Source organism: Streptomyces sp. B6B3 (genome assembly GCF_039871525.1).
In the GTDB taxonomy this organism is placed as follows: Bacteria; Actinomycetota; Actinomycetes; order Streptomycetales; family Streptomycetaceae; genus Streptomyces.
The window spans coordinates 148,013-170,168 of sequence record NZ_JBDPLU010000002.1; the positions used below are offsets into that span (position 1 = coordinate 148,013).

Annotated in this window: 17 protein-coding genes; 12 read left to right on the top strand and 5 right to left on the bottom strand. The window is 74.2% G+C overall.

Annotated features, from left to right (window positions below; translation table 11 throughout):
* Positions 1–5: 5 nt before the first annotated feature.
* Complete coding sequence (locus ABGB06_RS04920) at positions 6–791, top strand: IclR family transcriptional regulator (RefSeq protein ID WP_347585643.1); 786 nt, start codon at positions 6–8, stop codon at positions 789–791.
* A gap of 5 nt (positions 792–796) precedes the next feature.
* On the opposite strand, the gene ABGB06_RS04925 is transcribed toward ABGB06_RS04920, so the two are convergent.
* The gene (locus ABGB06_RS04925) at positions 797–1,921 is read right to left on the bottom strand and encodes an NAD(P)/FAD-dependent oxidoreductase (protein WP_347585645.1); all 1,125 of its coding nucleotides are present in this window, start codon (positions 1,919–1,921) and stop codon (positions 797–799) included.
* Between the two features lie 186 nt (positions 1,922–2,107).
* Between ABGB06_RS04925 and ABGB06_RS04930 the strand changes: the two genes are divergently transcribed.
* The 6 genes from ABGB06_RS04930 (at position 2,108) to ABGB06_RS04955 (ending at position 8,953) form a co-directional block, all read left to right on the top strand.
* The gene (locus ABGB06_RS04930; protein ID WP_347585647.1) at positions 2,108–3,310 is read left to right on the top strand and encodes an Ldh family oxidoreductase; all 1,203 of its coding nucleotides are present in this window, start codon (positions 2,108–2,110) and stop codon (positions 3,308–3,310) included.
* A gap of 19 nt (positions 3,311–3,329) precedes the next feature.
* A complete protein-coding gene (locus tag ABGB06_RS04935) occupies positions 3,330–4,694 on the top strand; it encodes an MFS transporter (protein ID WP_347585649.1) in 1,365 nt (454 codons plus the stop codon).
* Between the two features lie 7 nt (positions 4,695–4,701).
* The gene (locus tag ABGB06_RS04940; RefSeq protein WP_347585651.1) at positions 4,702–5,466 is read left to right on the top strand and encodes an SDR family oxidoreductase; all 765 of its coding nucleotides are present in this window, start codon (positions 4,702–4,704) and stop codon (positions 5,464–5,466) included.
* Positions 5,441–6,910 carry a mannitol dehydrogenase family protein gene (locus ABGB06_RS04945; RefSeq protein ID WP_347585653.1) on the top strand — a complete coding sequence of 490 codons (1,470 nt, stop codon included), beginning with the start codon at positions 5,441–5,443 and terminating at the stop codon, positions 6,908–6,910. Before ABGB06_RS04940 ends, ABGB06_RS04945 begins: the two co-directional genes overlap by 26 nt.
* A 154-nt stretch (positions 6,911–7,064) precedes the next feature.
* Positions 7,065–8,291 (top strand): histidine kinase, encoded by a 1,227-nt coding sequence (locus tag ABGB06_RS04950; protein ID WP_347585655.1) that lies wholly within the window; start codon positions 7,065–7,067, stop codon positions 8,289–8,291.
* Entirely contained in the window at positions 8,288–8,953 is a 666-nt protein-coding gene (locus ABGB06_RS04955; RefSeq protein WP_347585656.1) for a response regulator transcription factor, read from the top strand. Before ABGB06_RS04950 ends, ABGB06_RS04955 begins: the two co-directional genes overlap by 4 nt.
* A 60-nt stretch (positions 8,954–9,013) precedes the next feature.
* Here the strand turns inward: ABGB06_RS04955 and ABGB06_RS04960 are convergent, their stop codons facing one another.
* On the bottom strand, positions 9,014–9,781 hold the full coding sequence (locus tag ABGB06_RS04960; protein WP_347585658.1) for a polysaccharide deacetylase family protein: 768 nt from the start codon (positions 9,779–9,781) through the stop codon (positions 9,014–9,016).
* Between the two features lie 376 nt (positions 9,782–10,157).
* Here ABGB06_RS04960 and ABGB06_RS04965 point away from each other — a divergent pair, with 376 nt between their 5' ends.
* Both ABGB06_RS04965 and ABGB06_RS04970 read left to right on the top strand, forming a co-directional pair.
* Positions 10,158–11,255, top strand: a complete 1,098-nt coding sequence (locus ABGB06_RS04965; RefSeq protein ID WP_347586548.1) for a magnesium and cobalt transport protein CorA — start codon at positions 10,158–10,160, stop codon at positions 11,253–11,255.
* Between the two features lie 430 nt (positions 11,256–11,685).
* On the top strand, positions 11,686–14,811 hold the full coding sequence (locus ABGB06_RS04970) for an NACHT domain-containing protein (RefSeq protein WP_347585660.1): 3,126 nt from the start codon (positions 11,686–11,688) through the stop codon (positions 14,809–14,811).
* Between the two features lie 28 nt (positions 14,812–14,839).
* Here the strand turns inward: ABGB06_RS04970 and ABGB06_RS04975 are convergent, their stop codons facing one another.
* Complete coding sequence (locus ABGB06_RS04975) at positions 14,840–16,567, bottom strand: IlvD/Edd family dehydratase (protein ID WP_347585662.1); 1,728 nt, start codon at positions 16,565–16,567, stop codon at positions 14,840–14,842.
* A gap of 188 nt (positions 16,568–16,755) precedes the next feature.
* Between ABGB06_RS04975 and ABGB06_RS04980 the strand changes: the two genes are divergently transcribed.
* Both ABGB06_RS04980 and ABGB06_RS04985 read left to right on the top strand, forming a co-directional pair.
* Positions 16,756–17,622: a VOC family protein gene (locus ABGB06_RS04980; protein ID WP_347585663.1), complete on the top strand. Its 867-nt coding sequence runs from the start codon at positions 16,756–16,758 to the stop codon at positions 17,620–17,622.
* A 111-nt stretch (positions 17,623–17,733) separates the two neighbouring features.
* The gene (locus tag ABGB06_RS04985) at positions 17,734–19,140 is read left to right on the top strand and encodes a GH1 family beta-glucosidase (protein WP_347585665.1); all 1,407 of its coding nucleotides are present in this window, start codon (positions 17,734–17,736) and stop codon (positions 19,138–19,140) included.
* A 15-nt stretch (positions 19,141–19,155) separates the two neighbouring features.
* Here ABGB06_RS04985 and ABGB06_RS04990 read toward each other — a convergent pair whose 3' ends face one another.
* On the bottom strand, positions 19,156–19,812 hold the full coding sequence (locus ABGB06_RS04990) for a TetR/AcrR family transcriptional regulator (RefSeq protein WP_347585667.1): 657 nt from the start codon (positions 19,810–19,812) through the stop codon (positions 19,156–19,158).
* 233 nt (positions 19,813–20,045) lie between these two features.
* Here ABGB06_RS04990 and ABGB06_RS04995 point away from each other — a divergent pair, with 233 nt between their 5' ends.
* Positions 20,046–20,897, top strand: coding sequence for a formylglycine-generating enzyme family protein (locus ABGB06_RS04995; RefSeq protein WP_347586550.1), 852 nt, complete (start codon positions 20,046–20,048; stop codon positions 20,895–20,897).
* A gap of 489 nt (positions 20,898–21,386) precedes the next feature.
* Here ABGB06_RS04995 and ABGB06_RS05000 read toward each other — a convergent pair whose 3' ends face one another.
* On the bottom strand, positions 21,387–22,034 hold the full coding sequence (locus ABGB06_RS05000; RefSeq protein ID WP_347585669.1) for a FadR/GntR family transcriptional regulator: 648 nt from the start codon (positions 22,032–22,034) through the stop codon (positions 21,387–21,389).
* Positions 22,035–22,156: the final 122 nt, after the last annotated feature.

Below are 22,156 nucleotides of genomic sequence, written 5' to 3' on the forward strand. Positions count from 1 at the left end.
CCGGCATGACCGGCGAAGCCCGGCGTACCGCCGCGGACAAGACGCTCGACGTTCTTGAGGCGCTGGCCGAGCACCGCAGCATCGCCGGGCTGGCGGAGGCGACGCGGCTGCCGAAGCCCACCGTGCACCGGATCCTGCAGACGCTGGTCCAACGCGGCTTCGCCCGCCAGGTCGAGCACGGCAGCTACGTGGGTGGGCCGCGCATCCTGACCCTCGTCGGCCGCCACCAGCCCGCCATCGACCTGCCGAACCACGTACGCCCCGCGCTCGACGAGCTGCAGCGGGAGACGAAGTGGACGGTGCACTTCGCGCTGCTGGCGGGCGACGCGGCGGTCTACGCGGCGAAGGTGGAGGGCGACCGGCCGTACCACCTCGCCTCGCGGGTCGGCATGACGCTGGCGCTGCACTCCACCTCGGTGGGCAAGTCGATGCTCGCGTGCCTGCCGGACGAGGCGGTCCGGGCGCTGCTCGGCCGCGCGGGCATGCCGCCGCGCACCGGGCACACGCACACGGAGCCGCGGACGCTGCTCGCCGAGCTGGCCGCGATCCGGCGGCGCGGGTTCGCGGAGGACAACGAGGAGAACGAGGAGAGCGTCGTCGCGGTCGGCGCGCCGGTCTTCGACCACACCGGGCAGGTGATCGGAGGGATCAGCGCGGCGGCGCTCAACCATCCCGCGGACGTCGCCGCGATGCCCGGCTGCGGCCGGGCGGTCGCGGACACGGCCCGACGGGTCTCCCTGTCCCTCGGCGCCCCGCTCCAGCACAGCGACCTGACCCAACGGGCCAGCTGACGGCCTCAGGACGGCTGGACCTCGTCGAAGAGGGCGATGGCCTCGGCGGGGTCCGGGCTCACGAGGCGTTCCAGACCGGCCGTCGTGATCTCCGCCCACCTGCCGGCGCGCGCCCACATCCGTTCCTCGAAGGCCCGGACGGCCTCGTCCAGATCGCCGGGGCCGGAGGCGGCGGCGACGGACTCGGCGAGTTCGGCGCCCTCCAGCATCGCGAGGTTCGCGCCCGCCCCCAACGGGGGCATCAGGTGGGCGGCGTCACCCAGGAGCGTCACCCCGGGAACGTGGGCCCAGGAGTGGGACACGGGCAGGACGTGGAGGGGGCGGTGGGCGAACGCGGTGCCGTGCCGGAGGAGGTCGAGGACGGGAGCGGCCCAGCCGTCGAAGAGGCCCAGCAGGCCTGACCGCACGGCCTCGACGTCGGCCGGGTCCGGGTGCGGGTGCCGGTCCAGCGGCGCGCGGAACTGGGCGTACACCTTGACGTGGCCGCCGCTGTTGCGCTGGGCGACGAGGGCGCGGTTCACGCCGTACACGGCCAGGGAACCGTCGCCGATCAGCCGGGCGAGGTCGGGGTGGCGGGCGTCGACGTCGTCCAGGGAGGTCTCGACCAGGGTGACGCCGGTGTAGTGCGGCGTCGCGGACGAGACCGCGGGGCGGACCCGGGACCAGGCGCCGTCCGCGCCGACCACGAGGTCGAACGTCTCCTGGCGCCCGTCCGCGAAACGGACCAGCGCGCCGTCCCGGGTCCCCGGTACCACCTCCGTCACGCCCCGCCCCCACAGCACGTCGAGGGGGCCGAGCAGCAGGTCACGGAGGTGCCCGCGGTCGATCTCGGGATTGGCCAGGTCATCGGGACGGGGTCGCCAGTCGCGGAGCACGGTCCCGTCCGGGTCGAGGATGCGCATGGCCTGCCCCTCGGGACGGGACAGCGCCTGGAACTCCGCCAGCAGCCCCGCCTTCTCCAGCGCGAGCTGGCCCAGCTTCTCGTGCAGGTCCAGCGTGCCGCCCGGGGGGCGGGCGTCGGGGGCGGGATCGCGTTCGAGGACGGTGACGGGGTGGTCGTGGCGGTGCAGGACGCGGGCGAAGGTGAGGCCGGCGGGGCCGCCGCCCACCACGGCTATACGGTGTCTCATGCCGATACACCGTATAGCCACGTTCCGATGTATCGCCACGGGACCCCGGTCCCGCCGGGGAAGGGCACGAGCGCCGCGATTCGCGGGATCTCGTGTGACGGGGTTCACAGCGGAGCGATCGCGTGGCAGCATCACGCAGACCGAAGTCGGAATGGTGTTCCACCCCACGGAATATCGAGCGCGCGAGTGAGCGAGGCAGACGTGACGGAGGCCGCGGCACACAGCACAGGCAGCACCGAACCGGCGGACGAAGCCGGCAAGGCCAGCAGGGCCGGCGCGGCGAGCGCCGAGGAGCGGCTCGTCGGCGCCGACGAGTTGACGGAGCTCGGCGCGACGCTGCTCGCGGCGGCCGGCGCCGGTCCCGACGCGGCGCGGCGCGTGGCCCGTTCGCTGGTCGAGGCGGACCTCGCAGGCCACGGTTCGCACGGCGTGCGCCGGCTGCCCGGCTACCTGACCTGGGTGCGGGACGGCGTCGTGGATCCGACCCGCACCGGCGAGGTGCGCTCGCGCACCGGCGCCACCGCCGTCGTCGACGGCCAGCGCGCCTTCGGGCAGCTCGCCGCCCGCCGCGCCGCGGAGGAGGTCGCCGCGCTGTGCGGGGAGTTCGCCGTCGGCGTGGTCAGCGTCCGGGACTGCAACCACGTCGGCCGGCTCGGCGAGTACACCGCCGACCTGGCCGACCGCGGCCTGGTCGCGGTCGCGCTGTCCAACGCCGACCCCACCGTGGCGCCCCACGGCGGCCGGGAGCGCCGGCTCGGCACCAACCCGATGTCCTGGGCGCTGCCCCGCGCCGAGGGCCGGCCGCCGGTGGTGATGGACTGGGCCACCGCCGCCGTGGCCGAGGGCAAGCTGAACGTCGCCAGGACCAACGGCCGTTCCGTCGCCCCCGGCCTGCTGCTGGACTCCGCCGGCGCGCCCTCCACCCGCCCCGCCGACTTCTACGCCGGCGGCGCGCTGCTGCCGTTCGGCGGCCACAAGGGCTACGCGCTCAGCGTCGTCATCGAGATCACCGGCGGCCTGCTGAGCCACACCGGGATCTCCAGCCTGCCCGGCTACGAGGGTGGGTTCGGCACCGTGCTGATCGGCGTGCGGATCGACGCGTTCGTGCCGCTGGCCGAGTTCCGCGACCAGACCGAGAGCTTCTGCGCCGAGTTGGCGCGCACGCCGCTCGCCGAGGGCCACCACGAGGTCCTGGTGCCCGGCGAACCCGAGGCACGCACCCGTGCCCACCGCCTCGCCCACGGCATTCCCCTTCCGCTCCCCACGTGGGGCGAGCTGACCGAGCTCGTCGAGCAGTCCGAGCACCCGGACAAGCCGGAGAAGCAGGAAGAGCCGGAAGAGCCGGAAGAGCCGGAAGAGAACGAGCACCCGGAGCAGAACGGCCCCTGACGTCCCCAAGGAGGCAGCGATGGCCGAGGACCCGACGACACCGACCACCACTTCCCGACCGGCCGGGACGGCCGAGGCGACGGCGCCCGACGGCGAACTGCGGCGCGTGATCTCGGCGTCGATCGTCGGCACCGCCCTGGAGTGGTACGACTACTTCATCTACGGCACCGCGGTCGCCCTGGTCTTCAACGACCACTTCTTCGTCCAGGACGACGCCACGACCGGCGCGTTGATCGGCTTCGCGACGTTCGGCGTCGGCTTCCTCTTCCGGCCGCTCGGCGGCTTCCTCTTCGGCTCCATCGGCGACCGGCTCGGCCGGCGCGTCACCCTGGTGATGACGACGCTGATCATGGGGCTGTCCACCGGCATCATCGGGCTGCTGCCCACCTACGACTCGATCGGCATCGCGGCGCCGGCGTTGCTGGTGCTGATGCGGATCTGTCAGGGCCTGGGCGCGGGCGCGGAGTTCGGCGGCGCCTCGACGCTGCTGTCCGAGCACGCGCCGCGCGAACGGCGCGGCTACTACGCCTCCTTCGCCCAGATGGGCGTGCAGATCGGGCTGGTGCTGGGCACGGTCGCGTTCCTGTTCGTGGAGCTGTTGCCGGACCGGCAGATGGAGACGTGGGGCTGGCGCATCCCGTTCCTGTTCAGCTTCGTGCTGATCGCGGTGTCCCTGTACGTGCGGCTGCGGGTCGCGGAGTCGCCGGTGTTCGAGCGGATGCGCCGCCAGGAGAAGGTGGTGAGGGTGCCGGCCAGGGAGACGCTGACCCGCTATCCGCGGAACTTCCTCGTCGGGATCGGCGCGCACGTCTGCGACACGTCGCTCGTCTACATCTGCGCGACGTTCTCGGTGTCGTACGTGACGGACGAGCTGGACCTGGAGAAATGGGTCGCGCTGACGGGGGTGATCGGCTTCGGGCTCGTCGTCATCGCGCTGCAGCCGGTCTACGGCGCGCTGTCCGACCGGGTGGGGCGGCGCCCGTTGAACCTCTTCAGCGTCGTCTTCACCGGGCTGTTCGCCTATCCGCTGTTCCTGCTGATGGACACCGGCGTGCCGGTGCTGATCTGGGTCGCGCTGATCGTCATGACCGGGCTCGGCCTCGCGCCCATGATCGCGGTGCAGCCCGCGTTCTACGCCGAGCTGTTCGGCGCCCGGGTCCGCTACACCGGGTTCGCCGCCTCCCGGGAGACGGGCGCGGCGATCGGCGGGTTCTCCCCGTTCATCGCGACCTGGCTGCTCGACGTCGGCGACGGCTCGCCGTGGCTGATCGCGCTGTACCTGGCGCTGACCGCCGCGGTGTCGCTGGTGGCCTTCCTGTACTCGCGGGAGACCCGCGGCGTCGACATGGCCGACGCGGAACTGCCCGCGATCGGCGGCAGGTGAGGGCGCGATGAGGCTCAACGGACGGGTCGCCGTCGTCACCGGCGGCGGCACCGGGATCGGCCGGGCCACCGCGCTGGCGCTGGCCCGCGCCGGGGCGGCGGGCGTCGTGGTCGGCTACGCCAGGTCGGCGGAGGACGCCGCCACGGTGGTCGCGGAGGCGGAGGCGCTGGGCGTGCCCGCACTGGCCCGGCCGGCGGACGTCGGCGACGACGAGGCGGTGCGGGAGCTGGCCGCGGCGACCCGAGCCCGGTTCGGCCGGGTGGACATCCTGGTCAACAACGCGGGCACCACCCGGGCCGTCCCCGACCACGACCTGGAAGGGCTGACCGACGACGTCTGGCAGGAGCTGCTCGACGTCAACGTGGTCGGCGCGTTCCGCTGCGCCCGCGCCCTCGCGCCCGACCTGCGCGCGGCGCGCGGCGCCATCATCAACGTCGCCTCCGTCTCCGGCTATCGCGCCGGCGGCTCCTCCATCGCCTACGGTGTCAGCAAGGCGGCGCTGCTCCAGCTCACCAGGAACCTCGCCAGCGCGCTCGCCCCCGAGGTCCGGGTGAACGCGGTCGCCCCCGGCACGGTCGCCACCCGCTGGCAGACCGGGCTGCACGGCGAACAGGGCTTCGCGGCCCGGGCCCGGGAGGAGCGGGAGATCGTCCCCCTGCGCGCCACGGCCGGGCCCGAACACGTGGCCCAGGCGGTGCTCGGGCTGCTGGCGATGGACATGGTGACGGGCGAGGTGGTGATCGTGGATGGCGGCAAGCACGTCCGCTACTGAGCGGCTGACGCGTGCCGCCCTGGGCCGGCTGCCCGCCGAGGTCGCGCGCCCCCGGGTGCCGCTGGACGAACGCCGCGTCGGCATCGTGCACCTGGGCCCCGGCGCGTTCCACCGGGCGCACCAGGCCGTCTACACCGAGGACGCGATGGCCGCCGCCGGCGATCCGGGCTGGGGCGTCTGCGGTATCACCCAGCGCGGCCGGGACGTCGTGGCGCGGCTCGCCCCGCAGGACGGGCTGTACACGGCGCTGACGGTGGGCGGGGCGGGCGAGGCGGAGTCGGCGCGGGTGGTGGGCAGCCTCGTGGAGCTGCTGTGCGCGCCGGACGACGAGGCCGCCGCGGCGGCGCGGATCGCGGATCCCGAGGTGCGGGTGCTGACCCTGACGGTGACCGAGAAGGGCTACCGGGTGGGTGGCTCCCGGGAGCCGCCGACCGCGATCGACCGCCTGGTGGCCGGGCTGCGGCTGCGCCGCGCCCGCGGCGGCGGCCCGCTGGCCGTGCTGAGCTGCGACAACCTGCCGGGCAACGGCGCGGTGGTGCGCCGCCTCGTCGAGGCGTCCTGCGACGGGTCCGGCGACGCGGAGCTGCGCGCGTGGGTCGCGGAGCGGGTCGCGTTCCCCTCGACGATGGTCGACCGGATCGTGCCCGCGACCCGGCCGGCCGACCGCGACCGGGTCGCGGCGCTGCTCGGCGTGCGGGACGAGGGCGCGGTCGTCGCCGAGCCGTTCGGCCGGTGGGTGATCGAGGACCACTTCCCGGCCGGGCGCCCGGCCTGGGAGGCGGCGGGCGCCGATCTGGTGGCGGACGTGACCCCGCACGAGACCGCGAAGCTGCGGCTGCTCAACGCCACCCACTCCGCCCTCGCCTACCTGGGCGGGCTGGCCGGCGCGGACACCATCGACGCGGCCCTGGCGCTGCCCGAACTGCGGGCGTTCGTGGAACGGCTCACCGCCGAGGACATGCTCCCCACGCTGCGGCCAGGGCCGGGGCTCGACCCGGCCGACTACCGCACGCGGGTGCTGCGCCGGCTGGCCAACCCGGCGCTGCGGCACACCACCCGGCAGGTCGCGACCGACGGCACGGCGAAGCTGCCGGCCCGGCTGGTGGCGCCGCTGCGCGAGCAGCTCGCGGCCGGCCGGCGGCCGCGCTGGCTGGTGCTGGCGCTGGCCGGATGGATGCGGTACGTCGCCGCGGAGCGCGACGACACGGGCGCGCCGTTGCCGCTGGACGACCCGCGGGCGGACGCGCTGGGCGAGGTGCGGGCCGCCGCCGGCGCGCCGGGCGCGGTGGTGGACGCGCTGCTCCGGCTGGACGGCGTGTTCGGACGGGACTGGCCGGACGCGGCCGAGTCCGCCGAGCTCCGGGCGGCGCTGACCGCGGACCTCACGGCGCTGACGCGCCACGGCGTCCGGGACGCGCTGCGGGCGGAGACCGGCCAGGCGTAACGCACGAGGGCGAGGGACAACGGCCTCGCGCGGCGAGCCGGGACACCCTGCCGGGCGTCGGCCGGCAAGGGTCAAGGAGCGGGCGAGGGCGGCGGCCGTGACGGGCCGGGCCAGGGCGGACGGCGGACGCGGCGGCCGTAGCATCGGGGGCACCATGCGCACCCGTACCCGCGAACGGCTCGGTGACGCGGGCGTCGTGCTGGGCGCGGCCGGCGTGACCTTCGTCCTGGCCAGGGCGTCGAGCGACGACCTGTTCCTCGCGTACTTCATCACCGGCGTCACGCCCCTGCGGGCCAGCGAGCTGTCGCCGTGGCCTTCGGGTCTGCCTCCGGCGGACCAGTTCCTCGGGCTGTTGGCCTGCGGGGTGCTCTGGTGGCGGCGACGCCGGCCGGTCCCGGTCGCCGTCGGCCTGCTGGCGCTCAGCCTGTTCGCGACCGCAGCCGTCCCCACGATGGTGGCGCTGTACACGGTGGCCGTCCGGTGCGCGCCCCGGACCACCGCCTGGGTCGCCGGCCTGGCCGTGCTTCCCTCGGTGGTCTTCGTCACCTGGATGTCGGGCTGGGGCAGCCTGTGGCTCTCGGTGCGCCCGCTCCCGCTGATGGTCATGCCGATCGTCGGCTGCCTGCTGATCAGCGGGACGGTCGGCTGGGGGCTCTACCTCCGTTCGAAGCGCCTGCTGGTGGACTCCCTCAGGGAGCGCGCCAGCCGGGCCGAGGCGGAGGCGGCGCTGCGCGCCGAGCGCGCGCAGCGGCGGGCCAGGGAGCAGGTGGCCAGGGAGATGCACGACGTGCTCGGGCACCGGCTGTCGCTGCTCAGCGTGCACGCGGGGGCGCTGGAGTACTTCCCCCGGGCCTCGCCCGAGCAGATCGAGCGGGCGGCCGGGGTGATCCGGGAGAGCGCGCACCAGGCGTTGCAGGACCTCCGCACGGTGCTCGACGTGCTGCGCGACCCCGCGACCGCGGAGTCGGACGCGGCCCGGCCGTTGCCGACCCTGCGCGACCTGCGGACGCTGGTCGCGGAGTGCCGCGCGGCCGGCATGGAGGTGGAGGTCAGCCGGCGGCCGACCGAGCTCGTCGGCGTGCCCAGAGCCAGCGGTCTGGCGGCCTACCGCGTCGTCCAGGAGGCGCTGACCAACGCGCGCAAGCACGCCCCGGGCGAGCCGGTGCGGGTCGAGTTGGAGGGCGCGCCGGAGGAGGGCCTGACCGTGGAGATACGCAACCCGCTGCCCGACGCCGCGTCGAATCCGGCGGGCGAGCGTCCGGGCACCGGCCAGGGGCTGATCGGGCTGGTCGAGCGCGCGGCGCTCGCCGGCGGTCGGCTGACGTACGAGGGCACCGGCGGGGAGTTCGTGGTGCGGGCCTGGCTACCCTGGCCCGCATGATCCGCGTGCTGCTCGTCGACGACGACCCTCTGGTGCGCGCCGGACTGGGGCTGATGTTCGCGGGGGCCGAGGACATCGAGGTGGTCGCGGAGGCGGACGACGGCGGGGAGGTGCCGCTGCTGGTCGACGCGCACCGGCCCGACGTGGTGCTGATGGACATCCGGATGCCGGTCCTCGACGGGCTGGCGGCGACCGAGGCGCTGCGCCATCATCCGCACCGGCCGCACATCGTGGTGCTGACCACGTTCCGGGCGGACGCCTACGTGCTCCGCGCGCTGCGGGCGGGCGCGGCGGGCTTCCTGCTCAAGGACACGCCGCCGCGCGGCATCGTCGAGGCGGTGCGCCGGGCGGCGGCCGGCGAGCCGGTGCTGTCGCCCGAGGTGACGCGGCAGCTCATCGCCCAGGTGACGGCCCAGGTGACGGCGGAGTCCGACACGGCGGGCCGGGCCGCGGCGGCGCGGGAACGGCTCGCGCTGCTGGGCGACCGCGAGCGCGAGGTCGCGGTCGCCGTCGGGGAGGGCCTGACCAACGCGGAGATCGCGGCGCTGCTGCACATGAGCGTGCCGACGGTGAAGGCGCACGTCTCGCACATCCTCACCAAGCTGGACATGACCAACCGGGTGCAGATCGCGCTGACCGTCCACCAGGCGGGCGAGGGCTGAGGCGACCCCGCTCCGCGAGGCCACGTTGAGCCCCGCCGCATCCGCACCGGCCCGCGCCGTTCAGCGGTAGACCACGCCGGGCTCGGGCACCCCCGGGGCCATCAGCTGGGGGACGGTGACGAAGGTGTACCCCTGGTCCCGCAACGCCTCGATGATGCCGGGCACGGCGGGGACGGTGCCCCGGTAGATGTCGTGCAGCAGGATGATGCCGTCCCGGTCCGCCTGGTCCAGCACGCGGCGGGTGATGAGGGCGGAGTCGTTGGTGTCGTAGTCCTTGGCCGTGACGCTCCACAGCACCTGGGACAGGCCGAGGTCCCGGCAGACCTCGCCGACCGTGTCGTCGGTGCGGCCCTGGGGCGGCCGCATGAGGGTGGGCGTGACGCCGGTCAGCTCCGCTATCGCGCGTTGGGTGCGGGTGAGTTCCTCGCGTATTTCGGACCGGTCGAGTTCGGTGAGCCGGGGATGCGACCAGGTGTGGTTAGCGAGTTCGTGGCCCTCCTCGGCGATGCGCCTGACGAGTTCGGGATAGGTGTCGATATGCCGCTTGCCGAGGAGGAAGAACGTCGCCGGCACGTCCCGTTCGGCGAGAACGTCGAGCAGTTCCGCGGTATAAGGGCCGGGACCGGCGTCGAAGGTGAGCGCGATGCATTTCGCCGCCCGGCAGTCGACGGATCCGAAGGCGCCGCCGGCGTCCTCGGCCGCCTCGTTCCTGACCGTCTCGGGCGCGACGCGGTCGGCCGCACAACCGCCCAGGGCGAGGGAGGTCGCGGCGACGAGCGCGGCGAGAACGCCGACGCCCGGGCGGGTGCCCCGCCGTCTCCCGGGCACCGGAGACGGCGGGAGGCCGCCACCCACGCAATGCCGTTCGGAGTTCCCTTCCGAGTTCCGGACAGCGGCGCGCGCGATCGCGCGCCTTATCATTCGTCCCGAAGTCCGCCGAGCCATTGACGCATTTCTCCGTCCGTTCCGGGCCGCGCTGCGGCCTTTTCGACGGAATCGAAGCTACGAGTCGGCGAACTCCGGGAAATCAGGCGAAATACTGCGGCGCGCCCCGTCTTTCGTAGCGGCCCGCCGGCGCCCGCGGGTCCGAAGGTCGGCGGGGGTGCGACCAAGGGTGGTGCCCGCCGTGGGACGGAGCCGAACGGGCGGGGGCATACTGGGCCGGGTGGCCGGTTCGGAAAGTACGGAGGCGGAGGGCGCGTCGGTGATTCCCGCGTTGCGACAGGCGGTGCGCCGGGCGCATCGGCAGCCCCGGCGGCAGAAGGTTGACCTCACGCACCCGGGCCGCTCGCCGCTCGGCTCCGCCGTGGTCAACTGCGTGGTCTACCTGGACGGCGTCCGGCAGTCCGGCAGTTGCCCGACCGACGAGGCGATCGCCATGGTGCGGAGGGCGCCCGGCCGGGCCTTCGTGTGGATCGGGCTGCACGAGCCGTCGGAGGCGGAGTTCGCCGGCGTCGCCAAGACGTTCGGCCTGCACCCGCTGGCCGTCGAGGACGCCGTGGAGGCGCACCAGCGGCCGAAGTTGGAGCGCTACGACGACACGCTGTTCGCGGTGTTCAAGACCGTGCGGTACATCGCGAACGACCGGTTGACCGCGACCAGCGAGGTGGTGGAGACCGGCGAGATCATGGTCTTCGTCGGCTCGGACTTCGTCATCACCGTGCGGCACGGCGGGCACGGTTCGCTCGGCCCGATCCGGGAGGGGCTGGAGGCGGTCCCCGAGCATCTGGGGCGCGGTCCCGCCGCGGTGTTGCACGCGATCGCCGACCATGTGGTGGACCACTACCTGGCGGTCACCGACGCCTTCCAGGACGACATCGACAAGGTCGAGCTGGAGGTTTTCGCGCCGCACCGGCGCGGCGCCGACTCCGGCCACATCTACCAGCTCAAGCGGGAGTTGCTGGAGCTGAAGCGGGCGGTCACCCCGCTGGCCGGGCCGATGCGGCGGCTGGCCGAGCAGCGGCTGCCGGTGATCGACGAGGCGGTGCAGGCGTACTTCAGGGACGTGGCGGACCTGCTGGCCCGGGCCGCCGAGCGGATCAGCAACTACGACGCGCTCATCGACTCGATCCTCCAGGCCAACCTGGCCCAGGTGACCGTGGCGCAGAACGAGGACATGCGGAAGATCAGCGCCTGGGTCGCCATACTCGCGGTGCCGACGATGGTCTGCGGGCTCTACGGCATGAACTTCGAACACATGCCGGAGCTCGGCTGGACCCTCGGCTACCCGGCGGTCCTGGTGGTCATCGCGCTCTCCTGCCTGCTGATGTACCGGGGATTCCGCCGCAACGGCTGGCTCTGACCCCTTTCCGGCCCTCTGTCACTCATTCGGCGAACATGTGACCGGGTGGCCGGGCATGCCCGACGCATATGCGCGGGACCTGCCCGACCAGGTCAAGTCCGGCGCGTTTGCGGCATCTTCGCCATTCGGGGCACACCGACGCCCGCCAGCCGGTATGAATGGCAGCGGTACTGTTTGCACGTTCATTCAGGGGGCTACTGTGCCAGGCAACCGTTCGGAAATGGTGGCACGCGTTGGTCTTTTCACCCTTGGCTTTCCGGGCCGAGTTCTCGGCAATGTCCGGCCGGTCAACCTCCGGTTACGGCTACGTGCTGCGCGTTTCGAACGCGACTACCGCGAGACGCTGCTCAGCAGACACCGGTTCGTCGATCTCAAGGGCCTCGCAACCCGGGGCACCTTTACCCCGGAACTCTCCGACATTTTCGTCGACGTGAGCCTCGCCCCCCGCCCGGCGCACGAGACCCCGCGCCAGCCGCTTGCCGGCACCGACCGCGAGGGCCATCGCCGGCGGTTGATCTGCGACTTCCTCGGCCGCCCCGACGGCGTCGCGCTCGCGGTGATCGGCGCCCCCGGCACCGGCAAGACCACCCTGCTCAAGCATCTCGCCTCCCGGCTCGCCGCGCGCCGCGGCGGCCAGCGGCGCGACCTGCCCGTGCTCGTGTTCCTGCGCGACCACGCCGCCGCCATCACCGCCGCGGTCACCGAGGGCGGCGCCGGCCTCACCCTCCCCGACGTCGTCAGGGCCTCGCTGCGCCGCCTCAGGGACGACGAGCCGCCCGGCTGGTTCGCCGAACAACTCCGCGCCGGACGCTGCGTGGTGCTGTTCGACGGACTCGACGAGGTCGCCAGGGAGGACCAGCGGCGCGCGGTGTCGTACTGGGTCGAGGAGCAGATCGAGCAGTACCCGGGGAACGACTTCGTGCTCACCTCGCGGCCGCACGGCTACCTCAGCGCCCCGCTGAACCGCGCCCAGGTGCTCCAGGTGAGACGTTTCACCGGCCGACAGATCACCCGCTTCGTGCACGGCTGGTGTCGGGCCGTCGAGCGGATCCACAGCGGCGTCGACGACGTGGGCGTCGCCGAACGCGCCTCCGACGAGGCGACCGGGCTCCTCAAGCGGCTGCGGGACCGCCCCGCGCTCTACGAGCTGGCCGCCAACCCGCTGCTGCTGACGATGATCGCCAACGTGCACCGCTACCGCGGCGCGCTGCCCGGCAGCCGGGCCGACCTGCTGCGGGAGATCTGCGAGGTGCTGCTCTGGCGCCGCGAACAGGCCAAGAACCCGGCGGACACGGACACCGACGCGGTGGGCGCGCGCAACGAGATCGTGCTCCGCGCGCTGGCCTTCCGGATGATGACCGACCGGCTGCGCGACATCGACGTCGCCACCGCCCAGGACGTGCTGCCGCCGACGCTCTCCCGGGTGGGCCTCCGCACCCCGGTCGCCGACTTCCTGCGCCAGGTCGCCCACGGCGGGCTCCTGGTGGAACGGGAACGCGGCCTCTACGCGTTCGCCCACCTCACGCTCCAGGAGCACCTGGCGGCCGCGCACATCCTGCACCACCGGCTGACGGACGTGCTGGTCGAGGCCGTCGACGACGACTGGTGGCGGGAGACCACACTGCTGTACGCGGCGCGCACCGACCCGGCGCCGATCGTCGAGGCCTGCCTGGCGTCCCAGACCTGCCCGGCGCTCTCGCTCGCCTTCGACTGCGCCGACGTGGCCACCGAGTTCGCGCCCGACGCCGCCCACCGGCTGGAGGAGTTCCGCCGCGAGGCGCTCACCGAGCACGTCACCTCGAGGCGGCGCCGGCTGATGACCGCGGTGACCGTCACCCGCCAGCTCCAGGACGTGGTCAGGCTCGGCGACGACACGCTGGTCAGCGCCCGACCCGTCTCCCTGGACACCTACCGGCACTTCGCCGCCGACCGGCCGGGCGGCCCGGTCCCCGTCCCGCCGTCCGGCAGGACGCGCGAACCGGTGGTGGGCCTGTCCTGGCGGGAGGCGCGGGACTTCGTGGACTGGCTCAACGAGCTCCGCCCGGACGGGCCCTCGTGGCGGCTGCTCACCCGGGCCGACGTCCACGACTCGGCCTTCGACCTGGTGGAACGCGCCGCCGGGCAGACGGTGTGGCACCTGCCGGCCGACCCGGCCGAGGACTCCGCGCCCGGCCTGCTGGTGCCCGAGGGCGCCGCCCACCCGTGGGCGACCCGGCCCGCCGCCGCGCGCGCCGCCGAGCGGCGTCCCGACGGTCTCGACGAGCGGCTGTACCGGGACTGCCAGAAGGTGCTCACGGTCGGCCAGTCGGGCCTGATCAGCCTCGCCTACGACGCGCTCGACCGCCGCCTGACCCGGAACCTCAACCTCGCCGACCGGCTCGCCCACACGCTCACCCGGCACCTGGCCAGGGCCAGCCGGCACCCCATCAACTACGCGGGCGAGCTCTCCCGGGTCAACCTCCGCGCCCGCGGGCACGCCCGCGAGCTGGCCCGCGATCTCTCCCGGACGCACGACCTCACCCCGGCCCGCGACCTGGCGCGTTTCCTCGACGCGGACGAGTCCGGGCCAGGGTCGGGACCGGGCGACGCCGCCCAGGACGCCGAGGCCAGGGACGGCGGCGCCGCGCCGGCCCCGGGCGCCTGGGGCGGGGGCGGCGCGCAGGCCCCGGGCGCCTGGCGCGGCGCCGCCCGCGGGGCCTGGGGAAAGCTGGACGCCGCGCTCGACGAACACCTGGACCACGCCAGCGAGCTCGCCCACGCGCTGACCCACGAACCGCAGCTCCCCCGGCTGCTGCCCGACAACGTCTGCCGCGCGGGCGAGCTGGTCCGGGAGCTGTCCCGGGCCAGGGAGCTGACCCGGGCGCTCTCGCGCGGTCACGACATGGCGCTCACCCTCGTCGACGGCGACCACGCCCGCCGGCTGTTCCGCGGGCTCACCCGGGCACACCTCCACGACGACCTCTACCGCGAGTCGAGCGCCGCGCTCGCGGTGAACCTGGCGCACGACCACGAGGTGGACTTCGCCCCTGAGCGCCGGCTGGTGCACGTCCGCAGCCGGATCGCCGCGCTGATCCTGGCCAGCCTCACGCTGCTCGCGGCGCGCGGCGCGGGCACGCGGGAGCGGGAGGACCAGGAACGGAACCCGGCGGAGCACGGCGACGACCGGCTCACCGCCCCGCTGTGCGCGGACCTGACGGGCTACGTGGTGTTCCCCGAGGACCTCGACCGGATCGTCGAACGCGCCACCGGCCGGCTGTTGGGCCACGCCGAGCCGACCGGCGGCTCGCCGGCGCTGCACCGGCTCGCCGGCCTGCTGGCCCAGGAGACCGCCGCGCTGCTCGGCACGGCAGGGCCGGCGCCCACCGCGCTCGACGCCGACGACGCCGCCTACCTGGACCTCGCCTGCCGGACGCTGGCCGCGGTCGCCGAGCACAACCAGCGGGACCGCGGCCTGGCCGAGCTGTACCGGACGGCGGCGGCGGGCATCACGGTGCTCCGCCAACGCGCCGACGGCACGATCACGCCCTCGGAGGTGCTGGTCCTGGCCCGCGCCTGACACCCGGGCCGGCACCCGGCGCCGTCGGTCAGTGGGAGTGCCGGGGCACCGGATCGCCGCTGCCGCCGGTGAGGAAGTCGAGGTCGGCGCCGCGGTCGGCCTGCATCACGTGCTCGGTGTACAGCCGGGCCCAGCCGCGCTTCGGCGCCTCGTCCTCCTCCGGTCGCGGCGCCGGGGTGCGCCGGGCCAGCTCGTCCGCCGGCACGTCCAGCTCCAGCCGCCGCGCGGGCACGTCGAGCTCGATCCAGTCGCCGGTGCGCACCAGCGCCAGCGGGCCGCCGACCGCGGCCTCGGGCGCGACGTGCAACACGCACGTGCCGTACCCGGTGCCGCTCATCCGGGCGTCGCTGATCCGCACGATGTCGGTCACGCCCTCGGCCAGCAGCACCTTGGGCACGGGCGGGTTGCCCACCTCGGGGAAGCCCGGGTAGCCGCGCGGTCCGGCGTTCCGCACCACGATCACCGTGGAGGCGTCCACGGCGAGCTCCGGATCGTCGGCGGCGACCACGTAGTCCTCGATCCGGTCGAAGACCAGCGCCTGGCCGCGGTGCCGCAGCAGTTCGGGCGAGGCGGCCGACACCTTCAGCACGGCGCCGTCGGGGCAGAGGCTGCCGCGCAGCACCACGGTCCCCTCGCCGGCCGGACGAAACGGTTCTGCGAACGGCCGGATCACCTCGTCGTTGAAACAGCGGGCGCCCTCGGTCTCCTCACCCGTCGTGCGGCCGCTGACGGTCACCGCGTCGCGGTGCAGCAGCCCGGCCTCGCCGAGCTGGCGCAGCACCACGGGCAGCCCGCCGGCGTAGGCGAAGTCCTCCATCAGGAAGCGCCCCGAGGGCATCAGGTCGACCAGCACCGGCACCTCGGCGGCCAGCGCGTCGAAGTCGTTCAGGTCGAGCTGCACGCCGACGCGGCCGGCCAGGGCCAGCAGATGCACCACGGCGTTGGTCGAGCCGCCGAGCGCGGCGTTAGTGCGGATGGCGTTCTCGAACGCGGCGCGGGTCAGCACCGCGCTCGGACGCGGCCCGTCGTCGGCCATCTCCACCGCGCGCCGTCCTGACGCCTGGGCCAGCGCGAACCGGCGGGCGTCCACGGCGGGCAGGGCGGCGGCGCCGGAGAGCTGCATGCCCAGCGCCTCGGCCAGACAGGCCATGGTGGAGGCGGTGCCCATGGTCATGCAGTGGCCGCGGCTGCGCGACATGCAGCCCTCGGCCTCGGCCAGGTCGGCGGCGGAGATCCGGCCGGCCCGCGCCTCCTCGCTCAGCCGCCACACGTCGGTGCCCGAGCCGAGGTCACGGCCCTGGAACTTGCCGCTCAGCATCGGGCCGCCGGTCACCATGATCGCCGGCAGGTCCACGCTGGCCGCGGCCATCAGCAGCCCCGGCGTGGTCTTGTCGCAGCCGGACAGCAGCACGACGGCGTCGAGCGGGTTGGCCCGTATGGTCTCCTCGGCCTCCATCGCCATCAGGTTGCGGAACAGCATGGTGGTGGGGCGCATCAGGGTCTCGCCCAGCGACATCACCGGGAACTCCAGCGGCAGCCCGCCCGCCTCCCAGACCCCGCGCTTGACGGCCTCGGCGACCTCGCGCAGATGCGCGTTGCAGGGGGTGAGCTCGGACCAGCTGTTGGCGATGCCGACGACCGGCCGGCCGTCGAAGACCTCGGGCCCGAAGCCCTGGTTGCGCATCCAGGAGCGGTGGATGAAGCCGTTGCGTCCCTCGGCCTGGAACCAGGCGGCGCTGCGGCGGTCCGTGGTCATGGATGGAGCCTCCGGTCTGTTCTGGTGGTGCGGATCGTTCCTGCTCCGGGGGTGGCCGTGGCGGGCCGCCCTGTCGCGATCGCCACCCTAACCGCCGGAGGCGAATGCCGGGCCGGTGCGTGGGAACCCTCCCCCAGGCCCCCCGAGGCCCGGAAGACCGCCGCCCGTACGACACCCGGAAGGTGCCCATGCCCCCCACGACGCCCACGTCGTCCCGCAACGGAATGTCCTACGTCGAGATCGGCGTGTCGGACCTCGAACGCTCGCTGGACTTCTACTGCGGGCCGCTCGGCCTGCGCCCGGCCGACGAACCCCCGGAGCCGCCCCCAGGCCTTGGCGGCCTGGGAGGTGCCCCCAGCGCGCCCGGCGTGCACTGGCTCGACGCGGGCGGCGCCCTGGTCAAGCTCGTGCGGGCGGCGGAGGGCAGCACCCTCGGCGGCTGGAGCGGCGACGACCTGCAGCGCGGGATACGGCACTTCGGCCTGAAGGTCGGCGACGTGCACCGCCGGGCGGAGCGGCTGCGGGACGCCGGCGTGACGTTCACCCTGGGGCCGCTGGTGGCGGTCGGCGACGTCACCATCGCGTTCTTCCGCGATCCGGACGGCACCCTGCTGGAGATCATCGACGGCCACCTGACCTACCACGAGGTGTTCGACGAGACGCTCGCCGCGCGGGAGGCCGAGGCCGCCGCGGCCCGTCCGCCGGACGCGGGCCCGGTGTTCGACCACGTGGCGGTCACCGTCGCCGACCTCGACACCACCCTGGCGTTCTACCGGGACCGGCTCGGCTACCGGCTGATCGGGCGTCTCGACCACACCGCGGACCCGCGCGGTTTCGTCATCCACTACCTCCAGGCGGGCCCGGCGGTGCTGGAGGTCTTCACCTTCGCCACGCCGACCACTCCCCCGCCCGCGCCCGACCCCGACGACCGGCTCGGGCTGCGGTCCATCGGCCTCCGCGACGACCCGGGCAGGTTGGGAGGGACGCTCGGCGGCGACCCGCGCCGGCTGGCCGATCCGGACGGGGTTCCGCTGCGCCTGGTGGCGGCCAGATAGGCGGCGCGGATCGGCCGACCCACCCCCCCGGCGCGCCGGCGTACCCAACGAAACGGGACAATCGACCCCGCAGAGCACGAACGACCGCGAAGGGCTGCGATGACCAGCGACATGTCCACCCAACCGACCCTGCGCTTCCCGGACGGCTTCGCCTGGGGCACGGCCACCGCCAGCTACCAGATCGAGGGGGCGGTCGGCGAGGACGGCCGGCTGCCCTCGATCTGGGACACCTTCGCGCACAGCCCGGGGAAGGTCGCGGACGGCGACACCGGCGACGTCGCCTGCGACCACTACCACCGCTACCCCGAGGACGTCGCCCTGCTGGCCCAGCTGGGCGTGACCCACTACCGGTTCTCGCTGGCCTGGCCGCGCATCCAGCCGGACGGCCGCGGCGCGCTCAACCCGGACGGCGTGGACTTCTACAGCCGCCTCGTGGACCGGCTGCTGGAACACGACATCCAGCCCTGGATCACCCTCTACCACTGGGACCTGCCGCAGGCCCTGGAGGACGCGGGCGGCTGGCCGGTCCGCGACACGGCCGAGCGGTTCGCCGAGTACGCGGCCGGCATCCACCGGCACCTCGGCGACCGGGTGGCGGACTGGACGACGCACAACGAGCCGTGGTGCGCCGCGTTCCTCGGCTACGCCGACGGGCACCACGCGCCGGGCCGCACGGACGGCGCGGCGGCGGTGCACGCCGCGCACCACCTGCTGCTCGGGCACGGGCTCGCGGTGAACGCGCTGCGCGACCAGGGCGCGCGCCGGCTCGGCATCACGTTCAACCTCTACCCGACGGACGCGGCCAGCGACGCCCCCGCCGACCGGGACGCCGCGCGGCGCATCGACGGCCTGATGAACCGGCTCTTCCTCGACCCGACGCTGCGCGGCTCCTACCCGGCCGACGTGCTGACCGACCTGGCGCCGGTCACCGACACGGCGCACGTGCGGGACGGCGACCTGGCGGTGATCAGCACCCCGCTGGACTTCCTGGGCGTCAACTACTACTCGCGCCACGTGGTGCGCGCCGGCGAGGCGGTGGACAGGGTCGCGGGCGACGGGCGGCCCTCGCACTGGCCGGGCTCGGCGGACGTGGAGTTCGTGAAGCGCGGCGTGCCGGTGACCGAGATGGGCTGGGAGATCGACCCGGACGGCCTCTACGAGATGCTGACCCGGGTCTGGCGGGAGTACGGGCCGCTGCCGCTGTACGTGACGGAGAACGGGGCGGCGTTCGCCGACGAGGTGACCCGGGAGAACGGCGAGGATCGGGTGCGTGACGAGGACCGGCGCACCTACCTGGAACGGCACTTCCGGGCGGCCCACCGGGCGCTGTCCGAGGGCGTGGACCTGCGCGGGTACTTCGTGTGGTCGCTGCTCGACAACTTCGAGTGGGCGCACGGGTACGCCAAGCGGTTCGGGCTGGTGCGGGTGGACTTCGACACGCAGCGGCGGCTGGTCAAGGACAGCGGCCGCTGGTTCGCCGGCGTCACCCGGGCCAACGGGCTGGTGGGCGGGGACTGATCGGTGCCGGGGCGCTCAGCCGGCGTAGCCGTGCAGGAAGGCGCGGACCCCCTCGGTCACCGCCTCGGGGAGGTCCCCGCCGGCCGGGTCCGCGATCTGGGGGTACGACGGGTTGGTCACCGACAGCAGCAGCATCAGGTGCAGCGCGGCCCGGCCCGGATCGCCCGCGCGCAGCAGGCCCCGGTCCATCAGCACCCGGAGCCGGTCGGCGAGCTCCCGGCGGACGCGCAGCGGCCCGGTCTCCTGCCAGGCCGCGATCGCGGCCGGCGGGATGTGACCGGCCTCGGCGTTGATCTGCCGGGTCAACGAGAAGTGCTCGGCGTGCGCGGCGGCCACCGGCTCCACCCAGGCCAGGCCGAACTCCACGAGATCGGCCTCCAGGTCCGTCACCTTGCGCAGGTGGCGGTCGATGACCGCGATCTGGTCGTCGGCGACCCGGCTGGCGCTCGCCTGGATCACGGCCTCGAACAGCTCGGCCTTGTCGGTGAAGTGGTTGTAGATGGTGCGGGTCGACACCCCGGCCTGGGCGGCGATCGCGTCGATGCTGGCCCGGGTGTAGCCGTCCCTGGCGAAGACCGTGAGGGCACCGGCCAGGATCGCCCGCCGCTTGTCGGCCAGACCCCCGCGGGGGCGCGGGCGGCGCGCCCCGACCGCCGTACCGTCGTCGCTCATTCGGGGAAGGTACAACGGGTGCGGGCCCGAAGTAAAACGCTCCATGCAAACGGGCCCGGGAGGACAGATGATTGGATGGACCCATGGCTGAGGTGCATCGAGCGTGCTGCTCGCCGGGTGGACGCGACCAGGCGCCGGACGCTCCGGCGCCCGTCCCGGCACCGCGGGTCCGCTCCGCGGCGGGCGCCCAGGGCGCCGGGACCGCCGGGGCGTCGCGGGCCGGGCTGGGCGAGATGGTCACGCTGCCGGGCGGCGCGTTCCTGATGGGCACGGAGGACGCGACCGGCTTCCCCGACGACGGCGAGGGCCCGGTCCGCGAGGTGCGCGTCGCGCCCTTCGAGATCGACGCGTACGCGGTGACCAACCGGCGCTTCGCCGCGTTCGTCGAGGCCACCGGACACGTGACGGACGCGGAGCGGTTTGGCTGGAGCTTCGTCTACGCCGGCTTCCTGCCGGGCGAGCTGCGCCGCCAGGCCAGGCGCCCGCCGGACACGCCGTGGTGGTGCGGCGTGCCGGGCGCGGACTGGCGCCGCCCCGAGGGCCCGGGGTCGACGATCGAGGACCGCGGGGACCACCCCGTGGTGCACGCCTCGTGGGCCGACGCCGCCGCGTTCTGCGACTGGGCGGGCCTGCGGCTGCCGACCGAGGCCGAATGGGAGTTCGCGGCGCGCGGTGGGCTGGCCGGCGCGCGCTACCCGTGGGGCGACGAGCTGACGCCCGACGGCGAGCACCGCTGCAACATCTGGCAGGGCAGCTTCCCGTTCAAGAACACCGGCGAGGACGGCTACCTCGGCACCGCACCGGTCGACGCCTACCAGCCCAACGGACACGGCCTGTACAACGTGGCGGGCAACGTCTGGGAGTGGTGCGCCGACTGGTTCAGCGCGGACTGGCACGTCACGGCTTCCCGCCGGGACCCGAAGGGCCCACCGAGCGGCGACGCCCGGGTGATCAGGGGCGGCTCGTACATGTGCCACGAGTCCTACTGCAACCGCTACCGGGTGGCCGCCAGAAGCCGCAACACCCCGGACAGCTCCGGCGGCAACACGGGCTTCCGCTGCGCCCGAACGCTTGCCGCCGCCTGAGCCACCATGGCGCGAGACGGCACCGGGTCCGGCGCTGGCGGCGCGGGCGCTCGCCGTCGGGGCGCGAAACCCGGCTCCGCCGGGGAGTCCTGAAGGCCCTTCCCGCGACGCGGGGGGAGAAGCAGGTACGTCATGGTCGTGCGGATGCCTCGGCCGCACGGGGGCCGGCGGGACGCCCTCGCCGTCTCGGACGGCCCGTCGCCTACCGGCCGCCAACCGGCGACGACAGCACCGGGGCCGATGGCACCGAGCTCGGCTCGGTGGCCCGCACGGATGCTTGTCGCGGCGAGGCTTGAGCCGCACGTGCGCGCGGGGGCCGGCGGGTCACCCCGCCGCCTCGGACGGCCCATCGCGTCCCGGTTGACGACTCGATCGCGGCGCCTCCCGGGCCCACGGGACGCCGGACGGCGGTGGGCAGCGCTTCGCGCCGACCGCCAGCCGCCCGCTGGGCAAGGGCAGGGGCCGTCGCGGGTGGCCGCCCGGTAAGGGCTACGCGAGGGAGGCGACGATGCGTTTCTCGAGGCCGACGTAGTGCTGGCGCACGGCCTCCCGTGCGCGTTCCGGGTCGCCGCTGAGCACCGCGTCGAGGATCGCCGCGTGGTTGCCGTGGATCTCGACCGGATCGCGGTGCGGCACGGAGGGCGCCGCCCGGTGGTAGGCCAGCCAGAAGAGGTCGAAGAGCTGGAGCAGCATCTCGTTGCCCAGGTCGGCGAAGAGCAGCCGGTGGAACTCCCGGTCCTGGTCCGCGAAGTCCTCCCCGCGCTCGGCGCGTTCCAGCATGGTCGCCAGCGCCTCCCGCAGCGCCGCCGCGCTCTCCGGGGTCAGCGCCCGCATCGCGTCCCCGATCATGGCCGACTCCAGCGCCTTGCGGAGCGCCACCAGCTCGCCGAGCGCCCGGCTGCCCTGCATCAGCCCGTACGGCAGGTTGTCCAGCAGCGGCGCGAACGAGAAGTCCTTGACGAAGACGCCGCTGCCGCGGCGGGTCTCCAGCACCCCGGTGGACTCCAGCGCCTTCACCGCCTCGCGCACGGAGTTGCGGCTGACGCCGAACAGCCGAGCGAGTTCGGCCTCCGGCTTCAGTGGGTCGCCGGGGCGCAGGCCGTGCTTGATGATGTGGTGCCGGATCTCGTCCTGCACCGTCTTGTGGAGCGGAACGGCGGGCTCTATTCGATCGAATGTCCGCCCATATGTCCGCTCGGATGACCGCTGCACGGGTTTCTTCCGCCCTGTGTCACTCAACGCGTTCCACACCCTTGACA